This window comes from Collimonas rhizosphaerae (assembly GCF_038896935.1).
GTDB lineage: Bacteria > Pseudomonadota > Gammaproteobacteria > Burkholderiales > Burkholderiaceae_D > Collimonas > Collimonas rhizosphaerae.
The window spans coordinates 270,068-287,310 of the sequence record NZ_JBANDC010000004.1; the positions used below are offsets into that span (position 1 = coordinate 270,068).

A 17,243-nucleotide genomic window follows, 5' to 3' on the forward strand; every position below is an offset into this window, starting at 1 on the left:
AAATTACTATTCAAAAAAGCTGGAAATGTGTCTTTTCATCCCAACTCAATTGTTGTTGTATTAGAAATCGAGCGTTGAATACATGCGCGGAAGGGCAGGCCGGCCAGCGCTGACAAACGGAAGAACAGCGAGGCTCGTGTACAGCATCAACAGATGCAGTCGCGAAAAAACGAGGGGTTTTGCCAGAACGACAAAAAAAGAAAAATCTTGAGGCAGCGGGCTTCGCTGCGCTACGCCCGCAAAGTCAACGACTGGCGAACTAAGGGAGGGGGATTAAGTTTACACATCACCGCTGGTTCCGGTTTTCGTAAAGAAAGCAGAAATAAAAAAACCGGAAAATCCGCATGTAAGATACTGATTACATGCAAATTTTCCGGCTTTGGTTTACAACTGAATTAATGGTTCCGGTCAGAACGGAATATCGTCATCCATGTCCGAGAAGTTCGGCGCCGGACGCGAAGCCGGGGCCTGGCGGGCTGGAGCCGCCGGCGCGCTCGTGTTTTGCTGGCGTGCCGGCGGCGCGCTGCTGTAGTCGCCGCCGTCCATCGGCGCGCTGCCGCCCGCACCCTGGCGGCTGCCCAGCATCTGCATGGTGTCGGCGATGATTTCGGTGGTGTAGCGCTCAGCGCCGTCCTTGTCTTGCCACTTGCGCGTCTGCAGGCGGCCTTCGACGTAGATCTGCGAACCTTTTTTCAGGTACTGGCCGGCGATCTCCGCCAGCTTGCGGTAGAAGGTGATGCGGTGCCACTCGGTTAATTCTTTTTTCTCGCCGCTATTCTTGTCTTTCCAGCTTTCCGTGGTGGCAACGGCAATGTTGGTGACCGCTTCGCCGTTCGGCATGTAGCGTGTTTCCGGGTCGCGGCCGAGATTGCCGACGATGATGACTTTGTTGACCGATGCCATGTGATGCTCTCCTAAATACGAATATCTTGAAAAAATGCCTTGGAAATCATGCCGCCGCGGTGGTGGCCGTCCGGCCACGGCGCGGCAGATTTTTCATGCTGGATGCGATTATAAGCCAGCCGAGGGTCGCCGCCCCTCCTAAAATGAAAACCGCGGGGGCGCCGGCATGCTGTTTAAGCAATCCGCCTAGGGCGCCGCCACAGAACAAACCCAGGGCCTGCATGGTGTTGTACACGCCCAGCGCAGCGCCCTTGGCGGCCGGCGGCGCAATGCGCGACACCAGCGACGGCTGGCTGGCTTCCAGCACGTTGAAAGCGATGAAAAACCCCAGCAGCAGCACGACCAGCCACTGCCAGTGGATAGTTGCCATGGAGAATGTCAGCAGCAAGCCGAGTTGCACGGCAAACAACAAAGCCACCGCAGCCACCATCACTTGCTTCATCTTGCCCTGCTTCTCGCCGGCGAATACCGGCGGCAGCATCAGCACGAAAGAAGCCAGCACCACCGGCAGGTAGATTTTCCAGTGCGACTCCAGCGGCAGGCCGGCGTATTTGACCAGCGCCGCCGGCATCACCACGAACATCGCCATTTGCGTCATGTGCAAGGCGAATACCCCGTAATTGAGCCGCATCAGCTCGCCATTGCGCAGGATCTCCGACCAGGCCACGCGCCTGGCCTTGACCAGCGGCGCCGCAGGCACCAGCCATACCACCACGGCAATTGCTGCCACCGACAGGATGCCGGTCATGGCGAAAATGCCGCCCATGCCCACCCATTCATACAACAGCGGCGAAATGATCAGCGACAAGGCAAAGGTGAGGCCGATGGAGCCGCCGACCATGGCCATGGCCTTGGTGCGGTGTTCTTCCCTGGTGGAATCGGCGATGAAGGCGGTTACCGCCGCCGAAATGGCGCCCGCGCCCTGGATCGCGCGGCCGATGATGACCCAGTAGATATTGCCGGCAGCGGCGGCGATGAAAGAGCCCAGTGCAAACAGGATCAGTCCGATGACGATGATTTTCTTGCGGCCGTATTTGTCGGACGCGACGCCGAACGGAATCTGTCCGAATGATTGCGCCAGGCCGTAGATGCCCATGGCGAGGCCGACCAGGGCGGCGCTGTCGCCGCCGGGCAGGGTTTTGGCGTGCACTGCGAATACCGGCAGGATCAGGAACAGGCCCAGCATGCGCAAGGCAAATATCGACGCCAGGGCGCCGCTGGCCTTGACTTCCGCGCGGCTCATGGCGCTGCCGGCATCGTTATCGAGAGAGGAGGACGAACTATTCATATGAGGCATTACCGGATGGCGCAGTTAAGGCTGCACAACGACGAAGATCGAAACCCGTTATAGTATCAGGTTGATCCGTTTGATATGGCATGGCCGCGCCCGGCAGCGATTCCCGCCAGGAGCCTCGCGGCAAGCCTTTCAGACGTGAAAATTGCAATTCCAACAAGCCAACACGGCCTTAAACTCACGCTGAAAGCTGTAGATGGACAAAAATCGGGAAGAGATCCGCATCCGGGGTGCGCGTACGCATAACCTCAAGAACATCAATCTGGATTTACCGCGCAACAAACTGATCGTGATCACCGGCCTGTCCGGCTCCGGCAAGTCGTCGCTGGCGTTTGACACGCTGTATGCGGAAGGCCAGCGGCGCTATGTCGAATCGCTGTCTTCCTACGCCAGGCAATTCCTGCAGCTGATGGAGAAGCCGGATGTTGACCTGATCGAAGGCTTGTCGCCGGCGATTTCGATCGAACAGAAAGCCACCTCGCACAATCCGCGCTCCACCGTCGGCACCGTGACCGAGATTCACGACTACCTGCGCCTGCTGTACGCGCGGGTCGGCACGCCGTATTGCCCGGACCATCCAGAGAAGCCGCTGGCGGCGCAATCCGTGTCGCAGATGGTCGATGCGGTGCTGGCGATGCCGGACGACACCAAGCTGATGATCCTGGCGCCGGTGGTGGCCAACCGCAAGGGCGAGCATGTCGACCTGTTCGAACAGATGCAGGCCCAGGGTTTTGTGCGCTTCCGCATCCAGAGCGGGACCGGCACCGCCAAGATTTACGAAGTCGACGACCTGCCCAAGCTGAAAAAAACCGAGAAGCACACCATCGACGTGGTGATCGACCGCCTGAAAGTCAAAGCCGATACCAAGCAGCGCCTGGCGGAAAGCTTCGAGACCGCATTGCGGCTGGCCGAAGGGCGCGCGATTGCGCTGGAAATGGACAGCGGCACCGAACACATGTATTCCAACAAGTTCGCTTGCCCGATCTGCGGTTATTCGCTGCAGGAGCTGGAGCCGCGCCTGTTCTCTTTCAACAACCCGATGGGCGCCTGCCCGGAATGCGACGGCCTGGGCCATATCGAATTTTTCGATCCAAAACGCATCGTCGCCTTCCCTAACCTGTCGCTGGCCAGCGGCGCGGTCAAGGGCTGGGACCGGCGCAACCAGTTCTATTTCCAGATGCTGACCAGCATCGCGGCGCACTATGATTTCGACATCGACGTGCCGTTTGAAAAACTGCCGGAAAAGGCCCAGCAAGCCGTGCTGTACGGCTCCGGCCGGGAAACCATTCCGTTCAGCTACGTCAACGAACGCGGCCGCACGGTGATCAAGGAGCACACCTTTGAAGGCGTGGTCAACAACCTGCAGCGCCGTTATCGCGAAACCGATTCGATGGCGGTCAAGGAAGAGCTGGCCAAGTTCATCAACGAAAAAGAATGCCCGTCCTGCCACGGTGCGCGGCTGCGGGTCGAAGCGCGCTTCGTCAAGGTCGGCAACGGCAAGCAGGAAAGAGCCATCTATGAAATCGCGGCGACGCCGCTGCGCGAAACCCTGGCGTTCTTTGAGAAACTCAAGCTGACCGGCGCCAAGAAGGAAATCGCCGACCGCATCATCAAGGAAATCGTCTCGCGCCTGACTTTCCTGAATAATGTCGGTCTCGATTACCTGTCGCTGGAACGCAGCGCCGACACCTTGTCCGGCGGCGAAGCGCAGCGGATCCGGCTGGCCTCGCAGATCGGCTCCGGCCTGACCGGCGTGATGTACGTGCTGGACGAGCCGTCGATCGGTTTGCACCAGCGCGACAACGACCGCCTGATCGAAACCTTGCGCCATCTGCGCGATATCGGCAACAGCGTGCTGGTGGTGGAGCACGACGAAGATGCGATCCGCACCGCTGACTATGTGGTCGACATGGGCTTGGGCGCGGGCGTGCACGGCGGCGAGGTGATTGCCGAAGGCACGCTGGAGCAGATCCTCAAGAACAAGAAGTCGCTGACCGCAAAATACCTGAACGGCACGCTCAAGATCGCCGTGCCGAAAACGCGTACGCCGGCCGATCCCGACCGCCAGTTCATCATCACCGGCGCCACCGGCAACAACCTGAAAAACGTCACGATGAACTTGCCGGTCGGTTTGCTGACCTGCGTTACCGGCGTTTCCGGCTCGGGCAAGTCGACCCTGGTCAACGATACGCTGTACCACGCCGCCGCTCGCCACCTGTACGGCTCCCAAGCCGAGCCGGCGGCGCACGAATCGATCGGCGGCCTGGAACATTTCGACAAGGTGATTTCGGTCGACCAGGCTCCTATCGGCCGCACGCCGCGTTCCAATCCTGCGACCTACACCGGCTTGTTTACACCGATCCGCGATCTGTTCTCGACCGTGCCGATGGCCAAGGAACGCGGCTACAACGCCGGCCGTTTCTCGTTCAACGTCAAGGGCGGCCGCTGCGAGGCCTGCCAGGGCGACGGCGTGATCAAGGTCGAGATGCACTTCCTGCCAGATGTGTATGTGCCTTGCGACGTGTGCCACGGCAAACGCTACAACCGGGAAACGCTGGAAGTGCATTACAAGGGCAAGAGCATCACCGAGGTGCTGGGCATGACGGTGGAAGAAGCCTATGAATTCTTCAAGCCGGTGCCGGTCATCGCCCGCAAGCTGCATACGCTGCTCGATGTCGGCCTCGGCTACATCCGCCTTGGCCAGAGCGCGACCACCTTGTCCGGCGGCGAAGCGCAGCGGGTCAAGCTGTCGCTGGAGCTGTCGAAGCGCGACACCGGCCGCACCTTGTATATCCTGGACGAACCGACTACCGGCTTGCACTTCCATGACATCGACCTGCTGCTGAAGGTGATCCATCGCCTGCGCAACCAGGGCAATACCGTGGTCATCATCGAACACAACCTGGATGTCATCAAGACCGCGGACTGGCTGATCGACCTCGGGCCGGAAGGCGGCGCCGGCGGCGGCCGCATCATCGCTACCGGCACGCCGGAGCAGGTGGCGGCAAACCCGGCCAGCGTTACCGGCAAATACCTGGGACCTTTACTGCAAAAAAAATAAACAGCCATTTCATATCGACGGCCGCCTTGGCCTGGGAGCAGCAGCACCCGGGCCCGCGCTTCGTCAATGGATGCGATAAACGAGATAACCATGTCTACCCACACCACTCCGGCGCTGTCCGCAGCGCAAATCGACGCCTTTGAAAAAGACGGCTACCTGATCCTGCCGCGCATGGTGCCGGCTGCGGATTGCCAACTGATGATCGCCACCGCCAATGCACACCTGGCGCAGGCGATAGCGCCGCTGGAATACGAAGCTGAAGTCGGTTATGCCGGCGCGCCGAAATCGCTCGACAGCGCCGGCGGCCGCACCGCGCGCCGCTTGCGCAATGCCTACCAGCGCCACGACAGCTATCGCGCCTGGGCCGGCAATCCGCAGCTGGTGGCGATGCTGGAACTGCTGCTCGGCGAGCCGGCATGCCTCACCTTGTCGCACCATAACTGCGTGATGACCAAGCACCCGCATTTCGGCACCGCCACCGGCTGGCATCGCGATATCCGCTACTGGTCGTTCCCGCGCAACGAGCTGATCTCGGTCTGGCTGGCGCTCGACAGCGAGAACCAGGACAACGGCGGCCTGCGCTTCATTCCCGGTTCGCACCGCTTCGATATCAAGCCCGAGCAAATGGATGAGCTCGATTTCCTGCGCCCGGAAGTGGCGGCAAACCAGGCCTTGTTTGCGCAAGGAAAAGCAGTGGAACTGCAGCAAGGCGACGTGGTGTTTTTCCATAGCGGCCTGTTCCATGCCGCCGGACGGAACAATACCGAAGCGGTCAAGCAATCGGTGGTGTTTGCCTATCACGGGCAAAGCAACCAGCCGCTGCCCGGCAGCCGCTCCGCCGCTTCCGAAAATATCCTGCTGAGCCATTGAAGCTCGCCTTCAGCGTACAGCCGCCATGCTGCGCATAGCCATCGTCGGCGGCGGCACCGCGGGCGCCGCCAGCGCCCTGTTCCTGGCCCGCGCCGGCCACCAGGTCACCTTGTTCGAACGCGTGGCGCAACCCACCGCGGTAGGCGCCGGCATCTTGCTGCAGCCGACCGGCATGCACGTGCTGGCGGCGCTTGGCCTGCTTGACACCATCCTGGAACACGGCGCCCGCAACGACCGCCTGTTCGGCACCACGGCCGGCGGCCGCACCGTGCTGGATGTGCACTATCGCCACCATGATCCGCAATCGTTCGGCCTCGGCCTGCATCGCGGCGCCTTGTTTTCCGTGCTATGGCAAGCGGTGCAGATAGCGGGAATCGCAGTCCGCAGCGCGACCGACATCACCCGCATCCAGCAGTCGGGCGGCAAGACCTTGCTGTTTTCCCGCGACCCTGCACCAGGCAGCGTTGAGGCTGCCGCCGGCGAATTCGATTGCGCCGTCATCGCCGACGGCACCCGTTCGCAACTGCGGGCGGCGCTGGCGATTCCGCAAAAGGTCACGCCTTATCCCTGGGGTGCACTATGGGCGCTGGTGCCTGACGATGGCCTGACGCAGGGCGGACTGCGCCAATGGTTCCGCCATGCGCACCAGATGCTGGGCCTGATGCCTACCGGCTTTGCGTATAAGCAAATGGAAAGGCCGATACTCAGCCTGTTCTGGAGCCTGCGCGCGGACCGCCTGCAGCATTGGCAAGAGCAAGGACTGGAGGCTTGGAAGAAATCGGTGCTGGAGCTGGCTCCGGTTGCCACGGTCCTGCAACATATACAAAGCCCGGAGCAACTGACCTTTGCGCGTTATGCCGATGTGCAGATGCGGCACTGGCACGATGCGCGGGTAGTCTGCATCGGCGACTGCGCCCACGCCACCAGTCCGCAGCTGGGGCAAGGCGCCAACCTGGCGCTGGTCGATGCGATGACGCTGGCGGCCTGTTTTGCCGAGGCGCCGGTGGTGGAGCAAGCGCTGGCCCTGTATTCGCAGCGGCGGCGCACGCATCTGCGTTATTACCAGGGCGCCAGCAAGCTGCTGACGCCCTTTTTCCAATCCGATTCGCGCATCGCCAGCACCTTGCGCGACATCGCCCTGGGCCCGCTATGCGGCATGCCTATCGCGCGCCAGCAGATGGCGATGACGCTCAGCGGCAGCAAGACCGGCTGGCTGTTCGGCAAGCTGCGGCAACCGAAGTAACTATCGCGGCCTCGGCCGCTGTCAGGCCGGGTGCAGGTGGCGCGCTCTCACTAGCGCTTCCGATTTGCGCTTTTTCAGCCAGATGGCGATGCCGGTAATCATGAACAATAGCGGCAGGAAACCGAGGAAGGCGACCAGCATCTTACCCGGCAAACCCATGATCTGGCCGGTATGCAAACCGTATTGCACGCCGATGAAGGTATCGCCGGCCGAGCCTTTCAAGGGATCCAGCGAGCGCAGCACACGGCCGTCGGCAGCGTCGACAAATACGCGTACGCTGCCGCTGTCCTGGATATCGTCCGGCTTGCGCAGGCGGACCTGGTAAATGCCGTGTTTTTCGTCACGCGCGATGCGTGCCGGGGTGGCCAGCGGCAGGCTGGCTTGCGCCGAAGCCAGCGCCTGCTGCCAGCTGATCTGCCGCTTGTTCTCGGTAGCCAGCGATTTGGCGACTTCCTTGGGCGGCGGCGTCAGCGGCGACAGGCTGGAGACCAGCGGACGGGCAACGTCCGGCAGGTTCATCACGGCGCCGGTAAACGCGGTGATCACCAGCAGCACCCCGGCGACCAGGCCGACCGTACGATGCAAGTCATACATCAGGCGAAAACTGCCGGCGCCGCGCTTGATCGACAGCGCCTTGCCCCAGCCCTTGCGATGCCTGGGCCAGGCCAGCGCGAAGCCGATCAGCAGCGTCGCCAGCCATAACAGGCCGAGGCTGCCGGAAATGATGGCGCCGGGCTTGTCCAGCAGCAGGTAGCGATGCAGGCGGAACAGGAAAGGCATCAGGTTTTGCGGCGCCAGGCTGACTGCCTTGGTATTGCGCTCGCCGACCACGGCCGCCGTGACCGGATCGATAAACACCGTATCCACCGCCAGCTCATCGCTCGGCTTGCGCGGCCGCAGTTTTGCCTCGAGCGGCGCGCCAACGTCCGGCCCCATCGAGAAAAAGGCCAGCCGCGCGTGCGGGTAATCCTGCTCGACCCGGGTCACCAAGGCATCGATCGGCTGCTGCCGGTTGCCGCTGGAGCCGAGATGGTAGAACTGCGGATTGAGCCAGGCGTCGATGTCGTCGTTGAACGCCAGCGCGGCGCCGGTCAGGCCTGCCATGACAATATACAAAGACAGCAGCAAGCCGCTGTAGCGGTGCAGCTTGACCAGCCAATGACGTATTTCTTTTTTCACAATCACAAACCCGCTTACTCAAAGTTCGTATTGTAAATGTCGATTGAATGAGAATGGGTATTATTTCAAAAATCTTCGTCGCTGTGCTGGCTGGCGCTGCTCCAGGCTTGCAGCAAACGCCCTTCGGCGCGAGAGATGGCGTCGGCGGCGCCGCGCAAGACAACGATGTCTCCTGCCTGCAACACTGCTTCCGGCGTCGGCGCAATGCCGCTGCGGCCGCGCCGCAAGGCGGCGATCTCGGCGCCCATTTCCGGCAAGCCTAGCCAGGCCAGCGAGCGGCCGATGGCGCGCGCGCCTTCCGGCAAAGCCACCGAGTGCAGGCGCACCTGCAGGTGGTCGGCGGTATCCTGCGCATCGTCGATGCCGTGGAAAAACCCGCGCAGCGCGGCATAACGTTCGTCACGCGTCGCCTGCACCCGGTGCACCACCCGGCGCAAGGGCACACCCAGCATGACCAGCGCGTGCGAGGCCAGCATCAGGCTGCCCTCCAGCGCTTCCGGCACCACTTCAGTGGCGCCGGCGGCGCGCAGCTGGTCGAGATCGGTGTCGTCGTAGCTGCGCACGATTACCGGCAGGGCCGGCGCCAGTTCGCTGACATGGTGCAATACCTTCAAGGCCGAGGGTGTGCTGGCGTAGGTGATCACCAGGGCGGCGGCGCGATGGACGCCGGCCGCCACCAGGCTTTCGCGGCGCGAGGCGTCGCCGTAGGAGACATGCGCGCCGGCAGAGCGGGCGTCGCGCACGCGGTCGGGGTCGAGATCGAGCGCGTGGTAATCGATGCCCTCTTCTTCCAGCAGCTTGGCCAGGCTCTGGCCGCTGCGGCCGAAGCCGGCAATGATCACGTGCTTCTTGGTGGCCATGGTGCGCGTCGCGATCTGGGTCAAGGCCAGCGACTGCATCATCCATTCGCTGGAAGACAGTTTCATTACGATGGCGTCGGATTTGGCCAGGATGAATGGCGCCGCCAGCATCGACAACACCATCGACGCCAGGATCAGCTGGATCAGCAAGGGATCAACCAGCTGCAGGCCGCCGGCCTGGTTCAGCAGCACGAAGCCGAACTCCCCGGCCTGCGCCAGCGCCAGGCCGGTGCGCAGCGCGACGCCGGTGGATGAGCGAAAGATTTTCGCCAGCGCCGCGATCAGCACGAACTTGAGGAACACCGGGCCGATCAGCAGCAGCAATACCAGCCACCAGTGTTCAATCACCAGGCGCAGGTTGAGCAGCATGCCGACGGTGATGAAGAACAGCCCCAGCAGCACGTCCCGGAACGATTTGATGTCTTCTTCCACCTGGTGCTTGTATTCGGTTTCCGAAATCAGCATGCCGGCAATGAACGCGCCCAGCGCCAGCGACAGGCCGGCGCGCTCGGTAATCCAGGCTGCGGCCAGCGTGATCAGCAGCAGGTTCAGCATGAACAGCTCCTGCGAACGGCGCCGCACCACGATCTGGAACCAGCGCCGCATCAGCTTCTGGCCAAAGAACAACAGCAGCGCCAGCACCAGCACCGCCTTGCCGCTGGCCCAGGCCAGCGTCGCCAGCAGGTTGCCGTTATGCTCGGCAAGGGCCGGCACCACGATCAGCAAAGGCACCAGCGCCAGGTCCTGGAACAGCAGGATGCCGATGATGCGGCGGCCGTGTTCGCTTTCCAGCTCCATGCGTTCGGTCAGCAGCTTGGACACGATAGCCGTGGAAGACATGGTCAGCGCGCCGCCCAGGGCGAACGCAGCCTGCCAGCTGATATTGGTGAGCTGCGGCAGGATGACCGCCATCAGCCAGCTGAACAGCATGGTGGCGCCGATGGTCAATCCAACCTGCGCCATGCCCAGGCCGAACACGATATGCCGCATCGCCGTCAGTTTCGGCAGCGAAAACTCGAGGCCGATCGAAAACATCAGGAACACCACGCCGAATTCCGCCAGCGCGTGGGTGGTGGCGTTGTCTTCGGCAAAACCCAGCGCATGCGGGCCGATCAGGATACCCACCGCCAGGTAGCCCAGCATCGGCGGCAAATGAAAGCTGCGAAAAGCCACCACGCCCAGTACGGCGGAGCCAAGCAGCAAGATTGTCAGTTCTAGTCCGGTAAGCATCATTGGTAATTAATTATTTCAATATCAACACATTGTTGCAGCAACGCTAATGCGGGCAGAACTAGGGACAGATTAATTGAAGCCGATCGAGACTGGCAAGTTTTTTGCTTTAGGATTTCGTTTATACTTTCGGGATGAGTCTAACCGATACTAAAATTTTGTCCCAAACCCTGCCCAAGTCATTCGACGCCGGCCGTGCGCTGAAACTTGCTCGGAGCACCCTGCAAATCGAAGCCGATGCCATCATCGCCCTGAAGAACCGGGTTTCCGACGACGTCAACGATCCTTTTGCACAGGCGATTGCCTTGCTGCTCAACTGCAGCGGCCGGGTGGTGGTCTCTGGAATAGGGAAATCCGGCCATATCGCCCGCAAGATCGCCGCCACGCTGGCCTCTACCGGCACTCCAGCCCTGTTCATCCATCCGGCCGAAGCGGCACATGGCGACCTCGGCATGGTGACCGAGGACGATGCGTTCATCGCCATTTCGAATTCCGGCGAAACCGCGGAGCTGATGGCGATCGTGCCGATCATCAAGCGCATGGGCGCCAGCCTGATCGCGATGACCGGCAACCAGGACTCGGCGCTGGCGCAACTGGCCAATGTGCACCTGGATGTCAGGGTCGACCAGGAAGCCTGTCCGCTGAACCTGGCGCCGACCGCCAGCACCACCGCGACGCTGGCGATGGGCGACGCCCTGGCGGTGGCGCTGCTGGACGCGCGCGGCTTCCGCGAAGAAGATTTCGCCCGCTCCCATCCCGGCGGCGCGCTCGGACGGCGCCTGCTGACCCACGTGCGCGACGTCATGCGCAGCGGCGAAGCGATTCCGGCCGTGACCGCGGACGTATCGCTGTCGCTGGCGCTGCTGGAAATCACCCGCAAGGGCATCGCCATGACCGCCGTGGTGGATGAAAAATTCCATGCCATCGGCGTCTTTACCGATGGCGACCTGCGGCGGCTGATCGAACAGGTGCAGGATTTCACCAAGCTCACGATCGCCGACGTCATGCACGCCAACCCGCGCTCCATCGGCCCGGACCAGCTGGCGGTCGACGCGGTGCACATGATGGAGCAATTCCGCATCAACCAGCTGCTGGTCACCGACGCCACTGGCATGCTGGTCGGCGCGCTGCATATCCATGACCTGACGCGCGCCAAGGTAATCTGATGAATATCCAGGCCAAGCACGGCGACAGCACCAACCTCGCCGACCTGACAGCGCGCGCAGCGCGGGTGCGCCTGATGATTTTCGACGTCGACGGCATCCTGACTGACGGCGGCCTGCTGTACGGCGCCGACGGCGAACAGCTCAAGCGCTTTAACGCGCTCGACGGCCACGGCATCAAGCAGTTGCAGCAGAGCGGCGTCGCCACCGCCATCATCAGCGCGCGGCAGTCGGCGATCGTCAGCCGCCGCGCCAGCGACCTTGGCATCGCTCATGTGCAGCAAGGCGTACATGACAAGCACGCGGCATTTGTCAAATTGCTTGCACAGCTGGGACTGGCGCCGGATGCCTGCGGCTTTATCGGCGACGATGTGATCGACTTGCCGATCCTGTCGCAGGTCGGTTTTGCGGTCAGCGTTCCCAACGGCCATCCCGATGTCCGCAGCCGCGTGCACTATGTCACCCAGGCCAGCGGCGGCCACGGCGCCGCGCGTGAAATCTGCGACCTGATCATGCAGGCGCAAAATACCTACGCAGCGACGCTGGCGTCGTACCTGCGCACCACACCGCAGGACATTGCATGAAAAACCTGCGCTCCACCTACCGCTTCCGCTTCCTGCTGCTGCTGATATTGTTCATCTTGCTGGCGCTCGGCAGTTTCTGGCTGGTGCAGGTGATGCACCAGAATACCGAAGACCTGCTGCCGAAGGCGGCGCGCACCGAACCCGATTATTTCGTCGAGCATTTCAATTACGTGCAGATGTCGCCCACCGGGCAGCCGCGCTACAACATTTCCGGCGACCGGCTGACACATAATCCAGGCGACGATTCGTTCGATGTGCAAAAGCCGCTGATCCACAGCCTGGACAAGGAAAAACCGCCGATGAACCTGCGCGCCGACCGCGGCAAGATCGAAGACAACAACAGCAAGGTGCATCTGTACGGCGACGTCAATGCGGACCGGCCGAAGACGCCGCAGGCCGACAATTTCCACTTGAAATCCGAATACCTGCTGCTGCTGCCCGACGACGACGTCATGCAGTCCGACAAACCGGTGGAGCTCACGCTGGGACAATCGGTATTGCATGGCACCGGCATGGATTTCAATAATTCCACGCGTGTACTGAAACTGTTCAGCAAGGTCCACGGCGTGTTTCCGCCCAAACCTCGCTGATCCAGGCAAACAGGCCATTTTATGCACACCGTTCTATCCTTTATCCAGGATTTTTCATGAAACGACTATTTTTCATATCCCTGCTGTTGCTTAGCGCCATAGGCGTGGCGCATGCAGAAAAAGCAGACTCCGAAAAACCGACGCTGATCGATTCCGACCAGCTCACCTATGACGACGTCAAGCAGGTCAATGTCGCTACCGGCAACGTGGTGCTGACGCGCGGTACGCTGCTGATGAAAGCCGACCGCGTGGTGGTGACTACCGATCCGTCCGGCTACCAGTTCGCCACCCTGTACGCAGATCCCGGCAAGCTCGCCACGTTCAAGCAAAAACGCGACGGCGGCCCCGACCTGTGGATCGACGGCCATGCCGAACGCATCGAATACGACGGCAAGACAGAAATCACCAAGCTGTTTTCCAAGGCGCAGATGCGCCGCCTGCAAGGCGACAAACCAACCGACGAAGTGAACGGCGAATTCATTTCCTACGACAGCCGCACTGAATTCTATTCGGTCAACAATACCGTCAACGGCAACAGCCAGGCAGGCGCCGGACGCATACGCGCCGTCATCCAGCCGCGCCCGAAAGCTCCGCAATGACAGCTCCCAGCACCCTGATCGTCAAAGGCCTGCAGAAAAGCTACGGCGCGCGCCAGGTAGTCCACGACGTGTCGCTGACAGTGCATTGCGGCGAAGTGGTCGGCCTGCTGGGCCCCAACGGCGCCGGCAAGACTACTTCTTTCTACATGATCGTCGGCCTGGTGCCGTCGGACGGCGGCGAGATCGACCTCGACGGCGTCGACATTTCACGCTTGCCTATCCACCGGCGTGCAGTGCTCGGCCTGTCGTACCTGCCGCAAGAGGCATCGGTGTTCCGCAAGCTGACGGTGGAAGACAATATCCGCGCCGTGCTGGAACTGCAGCGTCCCAACGGCAAGCCGCTCACCAAGGCTCAAATCGACGAGCAGCTGCAGAAGCTGCTGCACGAGCTGCAAATCGAAAAGCTGCGTGAAAACCAGGCGCTGTCGCTGTCGGGCGGTGAACGCCGGCGGGTCGAAATCGCCCGCGCGCTGGCCACCAATCCCCGCTTCGTCCTGCTGGATGAACCGTTTGCCGGGATCGATCCGATCGCCGTGATCGAGATCCAGCGCATCGTCCGCTTCCTCAAGGAACGCGGCATAGGCGTGCTGATCACCGACCACAATGTGCGCGAAACACTGGGCATCTGCGATCGCGCCTACATCATCAACCAGGGCAGCGTGCTGGCCAGCGGCAGTCCGGACGACATCATCGCCGACGAGTCGGTGCGGCGCGTATACCTGGGCGAGCATTTCCGCATGTAGCTTCATCGAGATATGCCCGAACGGTCGGGGGCAAGGGAATGCGCCGCGCTGCGGCAGCCTGCCCCGAATAAAGAAATACCAGTGAATTGTCTGCACGGAAGCCATGAAACAATCACTCCAGCTACGCACCTCGCAGCATCTTGCGCTGACACCTCAGTTGCAGCAGTCTATCCGGCTGCTGCAATTGTCCACGCTCGAACTGCACCAGGAGCTGGAACAGATCCTGTCGGACAATCCCCTGCTGGAGCGGGTCGACGACCCGCTCGACAATTCCGTACGCTTGCTGGCGGACGGCGCCATCAGCGGCACCGCGTCGACCATGGATGCCCCGGTGGGCGACAGCGAAGTGAGCAGCTCGCCGAGCGAAAGCGAAACCGGGCTGGACACGCCGCCGGCCGCCGAGAGCGGCCCGGAAAGCGGCGACAGCGAATGGAGTTTCGACGATGTCGCGCGCAGTTCAAAAACCCCGGATGACGAAGATGCGCGGCCGCAGCTGGAAGCCCACGAATCCACCTTGCGCGAACATCTGCTGCAGCAGATGCGCGAAACGCTGCACGACTTGCGTGACCGCGCCCTGGTCGAGCTGACCATCGATGCGCTGGACGACAACGGCTACCTGGAAGAATCGCTGGAAGAAATCCTGGAGCGGCTGCCGCCGGAACTGGAAATCGCCATCGAGGAATTATCGACGGCGCTGAAGATGGTGCAGAGTTTCGACCCGGCAGGCGTCGGCGCCCGCAATGCGGCGGAATGCCTGAGCTTGCAGATCAGGCGTTTTATCAAAGTGCCATTTGTCACGCGCCGGCTTGCATTGGCGATCGTGCAAGATCACCTGATGCTTTTTGCGCAACGCGATTTCAATAAAATCAAGAAGGCGCTCGATTGCGACGACGAAGACCTGCGCGAAGCGCAGGCAGTCATCAAGCAGTGCAATCCGCACCCCGGCGCGCCGTTCGCCGCCAACACTTCCGACTACGTCGTGCCCGACGTGATCGTCAGGCGCAGCAAGCAGGGCTGGCAGGTCATGCTCAACAATGACGTCATGCCAAGGCTCAGGGTGAATGTCCTGTATGCCAACATTCTGAAGCAAAGCAAGGGCGACGGCGCGCTCACTTCGCAGCTGCAGGAAGCCAAGTGGCTGATCAAGAATATGCGGCAGCGCTTCGACACCATCCTGCGCGTGGCGCAAGCCATCGTGGAACGCCAGAGGAATTTCTTTTCGCACGGCGCGGTGGCCATGCGGCCGCTTGTGTTGCGTGAAATAGCTGATACACTGGGACTACACGAGAGTACTATTTCTCGTGTAACCACTCAGAAATACATGCTCACTCCCCACGGGATGTTTGAACTGAAGTATTTCTTCGGCAGCCATGTTGCTACTGAGGCAGGTGGAGAGGCTTCCTCAACGGCAATCAGGGCACTCATTAAGCAATTGATAGGAGCGGAAGATACAAAAAATCCTTTCTCTGACAGCAAGATTGCCGACATGCTTGCGGAACAAGGTATGGTGGTAGCCCGCCGCACCGTCGCAAAATATCGCGAAGCACTGAAAATTCCGTCTGTTAATTTACGCAAGGCCTTGTAGTTCTTCTGGTTTGATTGTAAAGCTTACCCTTGCTGTGTCCAGACGAAGCGGGTTTCATTGGTTCTTGCCAGGACTGTCTGTTTTCGGACCGTCCGCCTAAAGATCCTGCGTATCCAGCTCCGGACCGCCAGCAATATTCTTGATAGGAGCGCTGTATGAACTTCACCATCAGTGGGCATCACCTCGAGTTAACCCCTGCCATTCGCGAATACGTACAAAGCAAACTAGAGCGTATCAAACGCCATTTCGACCAGGTCATCGATATCAGCGTGATCCTGACGGTCGACAAGATTACTGAAAAAGAAAAACGCCAAAAAGCGGAAATCAACCTGCGCGTAAAAGGAAAAGATTTGCATGCCGAAAGCATTGCCCACGATCTTTACGCCGCCATCGACGCCCTGATCGACAAGCTCGATCGCCAGGTGATCAAATACAAGGACAAGATGCAAGACCACCAGCATGATGCCATCAAGCACCTGCCGGAAGAACTCCCCGCCGCGACCTGATCCGACCTGCGCGAGCTGTGTGGCTCGCGCCAATAAATGAACAAGGGCGCAGTCAATGCGCCCTTTGTTATTGTCAAACCATATTATTGTTTATCGCTGCGGCGCGTCCTTATTTCAATGCGCCGAACACCTTGCCGATAATCGCGCTGCCGGCGCCGACCGGATCCTGCCGTATCGCTTTCTCTTCGTCGCCGATGATGGTGTACAGGCCGTCCAGCGCACGCTGCGTGACGTAACCTTCAACGGTGCTTTGCTGGGCTGGCACCATGCCGGTCTTGCCGACTTGCCCCATGACCGAATTGTATTGCGCCGACAAGCCGTTGCGGTCGGTCACGCCTTTGACGATAGGCAGGAATTTCTGGCCCAGTTGCGCCGAAGTCTTTGCCTTGAAGAAGTCTGTCACCGAAGTATCGCCGCCGGTCAGGATGTTTTTTGCATCCGTCACCGACATCGATTTCACTGCATTCAACAGCAGCGGCTTGGCCAACGGCACTGCCTGTTCCGCGGCATGGTTCATCGACACCACCAGGTCGTCCAGTTTCTGTCCCTGGCCGGTCATCCTCAAGAGCGGCATGGCTTTATCGAGCACGCTGGGCAAGCCGATCTTGACCTTGTCGTTGTTCAGGAAGCCATTCTCGACGCCCAGTTTGGACACCGCGACATCCGCGCCTTTTTGCAGCGCAGCTTTCAGGCCGCTGCTGGCGTCCTGGTTGCTCAAGTCGCTTAAGGACAAGGCAAGCGCGGCGGAAGCGGTTACTGCCAGGGTCAGGGTCACTGCTGTTTGGTATACGCGGCGCATAACGATCCTCATGAAATGATTGGAAAACGACAAA

General features: G+C 60.8%; 15 protein-coding genes. 10 read left to right on the forward strand and 5 right to left on the reverse strand.

The genetic code is table 11. The features are described from left to right. Positions 1-408: 408 nt before the first annotated feature. Positions 409-903, reverse strand: coding sequence for a single-stranded DNA-binding protein (gene ssb / locus V8G57_RS07570; RefSeq protein ID WP_092394553.1), 495 nt, complete (start codon positions 901-903; stop codon positions 409-411). A 46-nt stretch (positions 904-949) separates the two neighbouring features. Beyond that, a complete protein-coding gene (locus tag V8G57_RS07575) occupies positions 950-2,146 on the reverse strand; it encodes an MFS transporter (protein WP_175500912.1) in 1,197 nt (398 codons plus the stop codon). A 247-nt stretch (positions 2,147-2,393) separates the two neighbouring features. Between V8G57_RS07575 and uvrA the strand changes: the two genes are divergently transcribed. From uvrA to V8G57_RS07590, 3 genes are all read left to right on the forward strand, one after another. Next, positions 2,394-5,258: an excinuclease ABC subunit UvrA gene (uvrA, locus tag V8G57_RS07580; protein ID WP_092394547.1), complete on the forward strand. Its 2,865-nt coding sequence runs from the start codon at positions 2,394-2,396 to the stop codon at positions 5,256-5,258. Positions 5,259-5,348: 90 nt separating this feature from the next. Beyond that, entirely contained in the window at positions 5,349-6,128 is a 780-nt protein-coding gene (locus tag V8G57_RS07585; RefSeq protein WP_092394544.1) for a phytanoyl-CoA dioxygenase family protein, read from the forward strand. A gap of 25 nt (positions 6,129-6,153) precedes the next feature. Further along, complete coding sequence (locus tag V8G57_RS07590) at positions 6,154-7,371, forward strand: FAD-dependent oxidoreductase (protein ID WP_342828865.1); 1,218 nt, start codon at positions 6,154-6,156, stop codon at positions 7,369-7,371. Positions 7,372-7,392: 21 nt separating this feature from the next. Here V8G57_RS07590 and V8G57_RS07595 read toward each other — a convergent pair whose 3' ends face one another. Both V8G57_RS07595 and V8G57_RS07600 read right to left on the reverse strand, forming a co-directional pair. After that, positions 7,393-8,550: a PepSY-associated TM helix domain-containing protein gene (locus V8G57_RS07595; RefSeq protein WP_342828866.1), complete on the reverse strand. Its 1,158-nt coding sequence runs from the start codon at positions 8,548-8,550 to the stop codon at positions 7,393-7,395. Positions 8,551-8,615: 65 nt separating this feature from the next. Then, positions 8,616-10,640, reverse strand: coding sequence for a monovalent cation:proton antiporter family protein (locus V8G57_RS07600; RefSeq protein ID WP_092395065.1), 2,025 nt, complete (start codon positions 10,638-10,640; stop codon positions 8,616-8,618). Between the two features lie 134 nt (positions 10,641-10,774). On the opposite strand from V8G57_RS07600, the gene V8G57_RS07605 reads away from it, so the two are divergent. The 7 genes from V8G57_RS07605 to hpf all read left to right on the forward strand — a co-directional run bounded on the left by V8G57_RS07605 (position 10,775) and on the right by hpf (position 16,410). Then, positions 10,775-11,806, forward strand: a complete 1,032-nt coding sequence (locus V8G57_RS07605) for a KpsF/GutQ family sugar-phosphate isomerase (protein WP_092394535.1) — start codon at positions 10,775-10,777, stop codon at positions 11,804-11,806. Next, a complete protein-coding gene (locus V8G57_RS07610) occupies positions 11,806-12,387 on the forward strand; it encodes a KdsC family phosphatase (RefSeq protein WP_342828867.1) in 582 nt (193 codons plus the stop codon). Before V8G57_RS07605 ends, V8G57_RS07610 begins: the two co-directional genes overlap by 1 nt. Continuing rightward, the gene (gene lptC / locus V8G57_RS07615) at positions 12,384-12,977 is read left to right on the forward strand and encodes an LPS export ABC transporter periplasmic protein LptC (RefSeq protein WP_092394529.1); all 594 of its coding nucleotides are present in this window, start codon (positions 12,384-12,386) and stop codon (positions 12,975-12,977) included. The genes V8G57_RS07610 and lptC overlap by 4 nt, the downstream gene beginning before the upstream one ends. 56 nt (positions 12,978-13,033) lie before the next feature. Next, entirely contained in the window at positions 13,034-13,576 is a 543-nt protein-coding gene (gene lptA, locus V8G57_RS07620; RefSeq protein ID WP_092394526.1) for a lipopolysaccharide transport periplasmic protein LptA, read from the forward strand. Further along, complete coding sequence (lptB, locus tag V8G57_RS07625) at positions 13,573-14,319, forward strand: LPS export ABC transporter ATP-binding protein (RefSeq protein WP_144740127.1); 747 nt, start codon at positions 13,573-13,575, stop codon at positions 14,317-14,319. Before lptA ends, lptB begins: the two co-directional genes overlap by 4 nt. A 103-nt stretch (positions 14,320-14,422) precedes the next feature. Continuing rightward, positions 14,423-15,904: an RNA polymerase factor sigma-54 gene (locus V8G57_RS07630; protein WP_092394520.1), complete on the forward strand. Its 1,482-nt coding sequence runs from the start codon at positions 14,423-14,425 to the stop codon at positions 15,902-15,904. Positions 15,905-16,059: 155 nt separating this feature from the next. Continuing rightward, a complete protein-coding gene (gene hpf / locus V8G57_RS07635) occupies positions 16,060-16,410 on the forward strand; it encodes a ribosome hibernation-promoting factor, HPF/YfiA family (RefSeq protein WP_061532045.1) in 351 nt (116 codons plus the stop codon). 109 nt (positions 16,411-16,519) lie between these two features. Here hpf and V8G57_RS07640 read toward each other — a convergent pair whose 3' ends face one another. Then, on the reverse strand, positions 16,520-17,209 hold the full coding sequence (locus V8G57_RS07640) for a DUF4197 domain-containing protein (protein ID WP_254784952.1): 690 nt from the start codon (positions 17,207-17,209) through the stop codon (positions 16,520-16,522). Positions 17,210-17,243 lie beyond the last annotated feature (34 nt).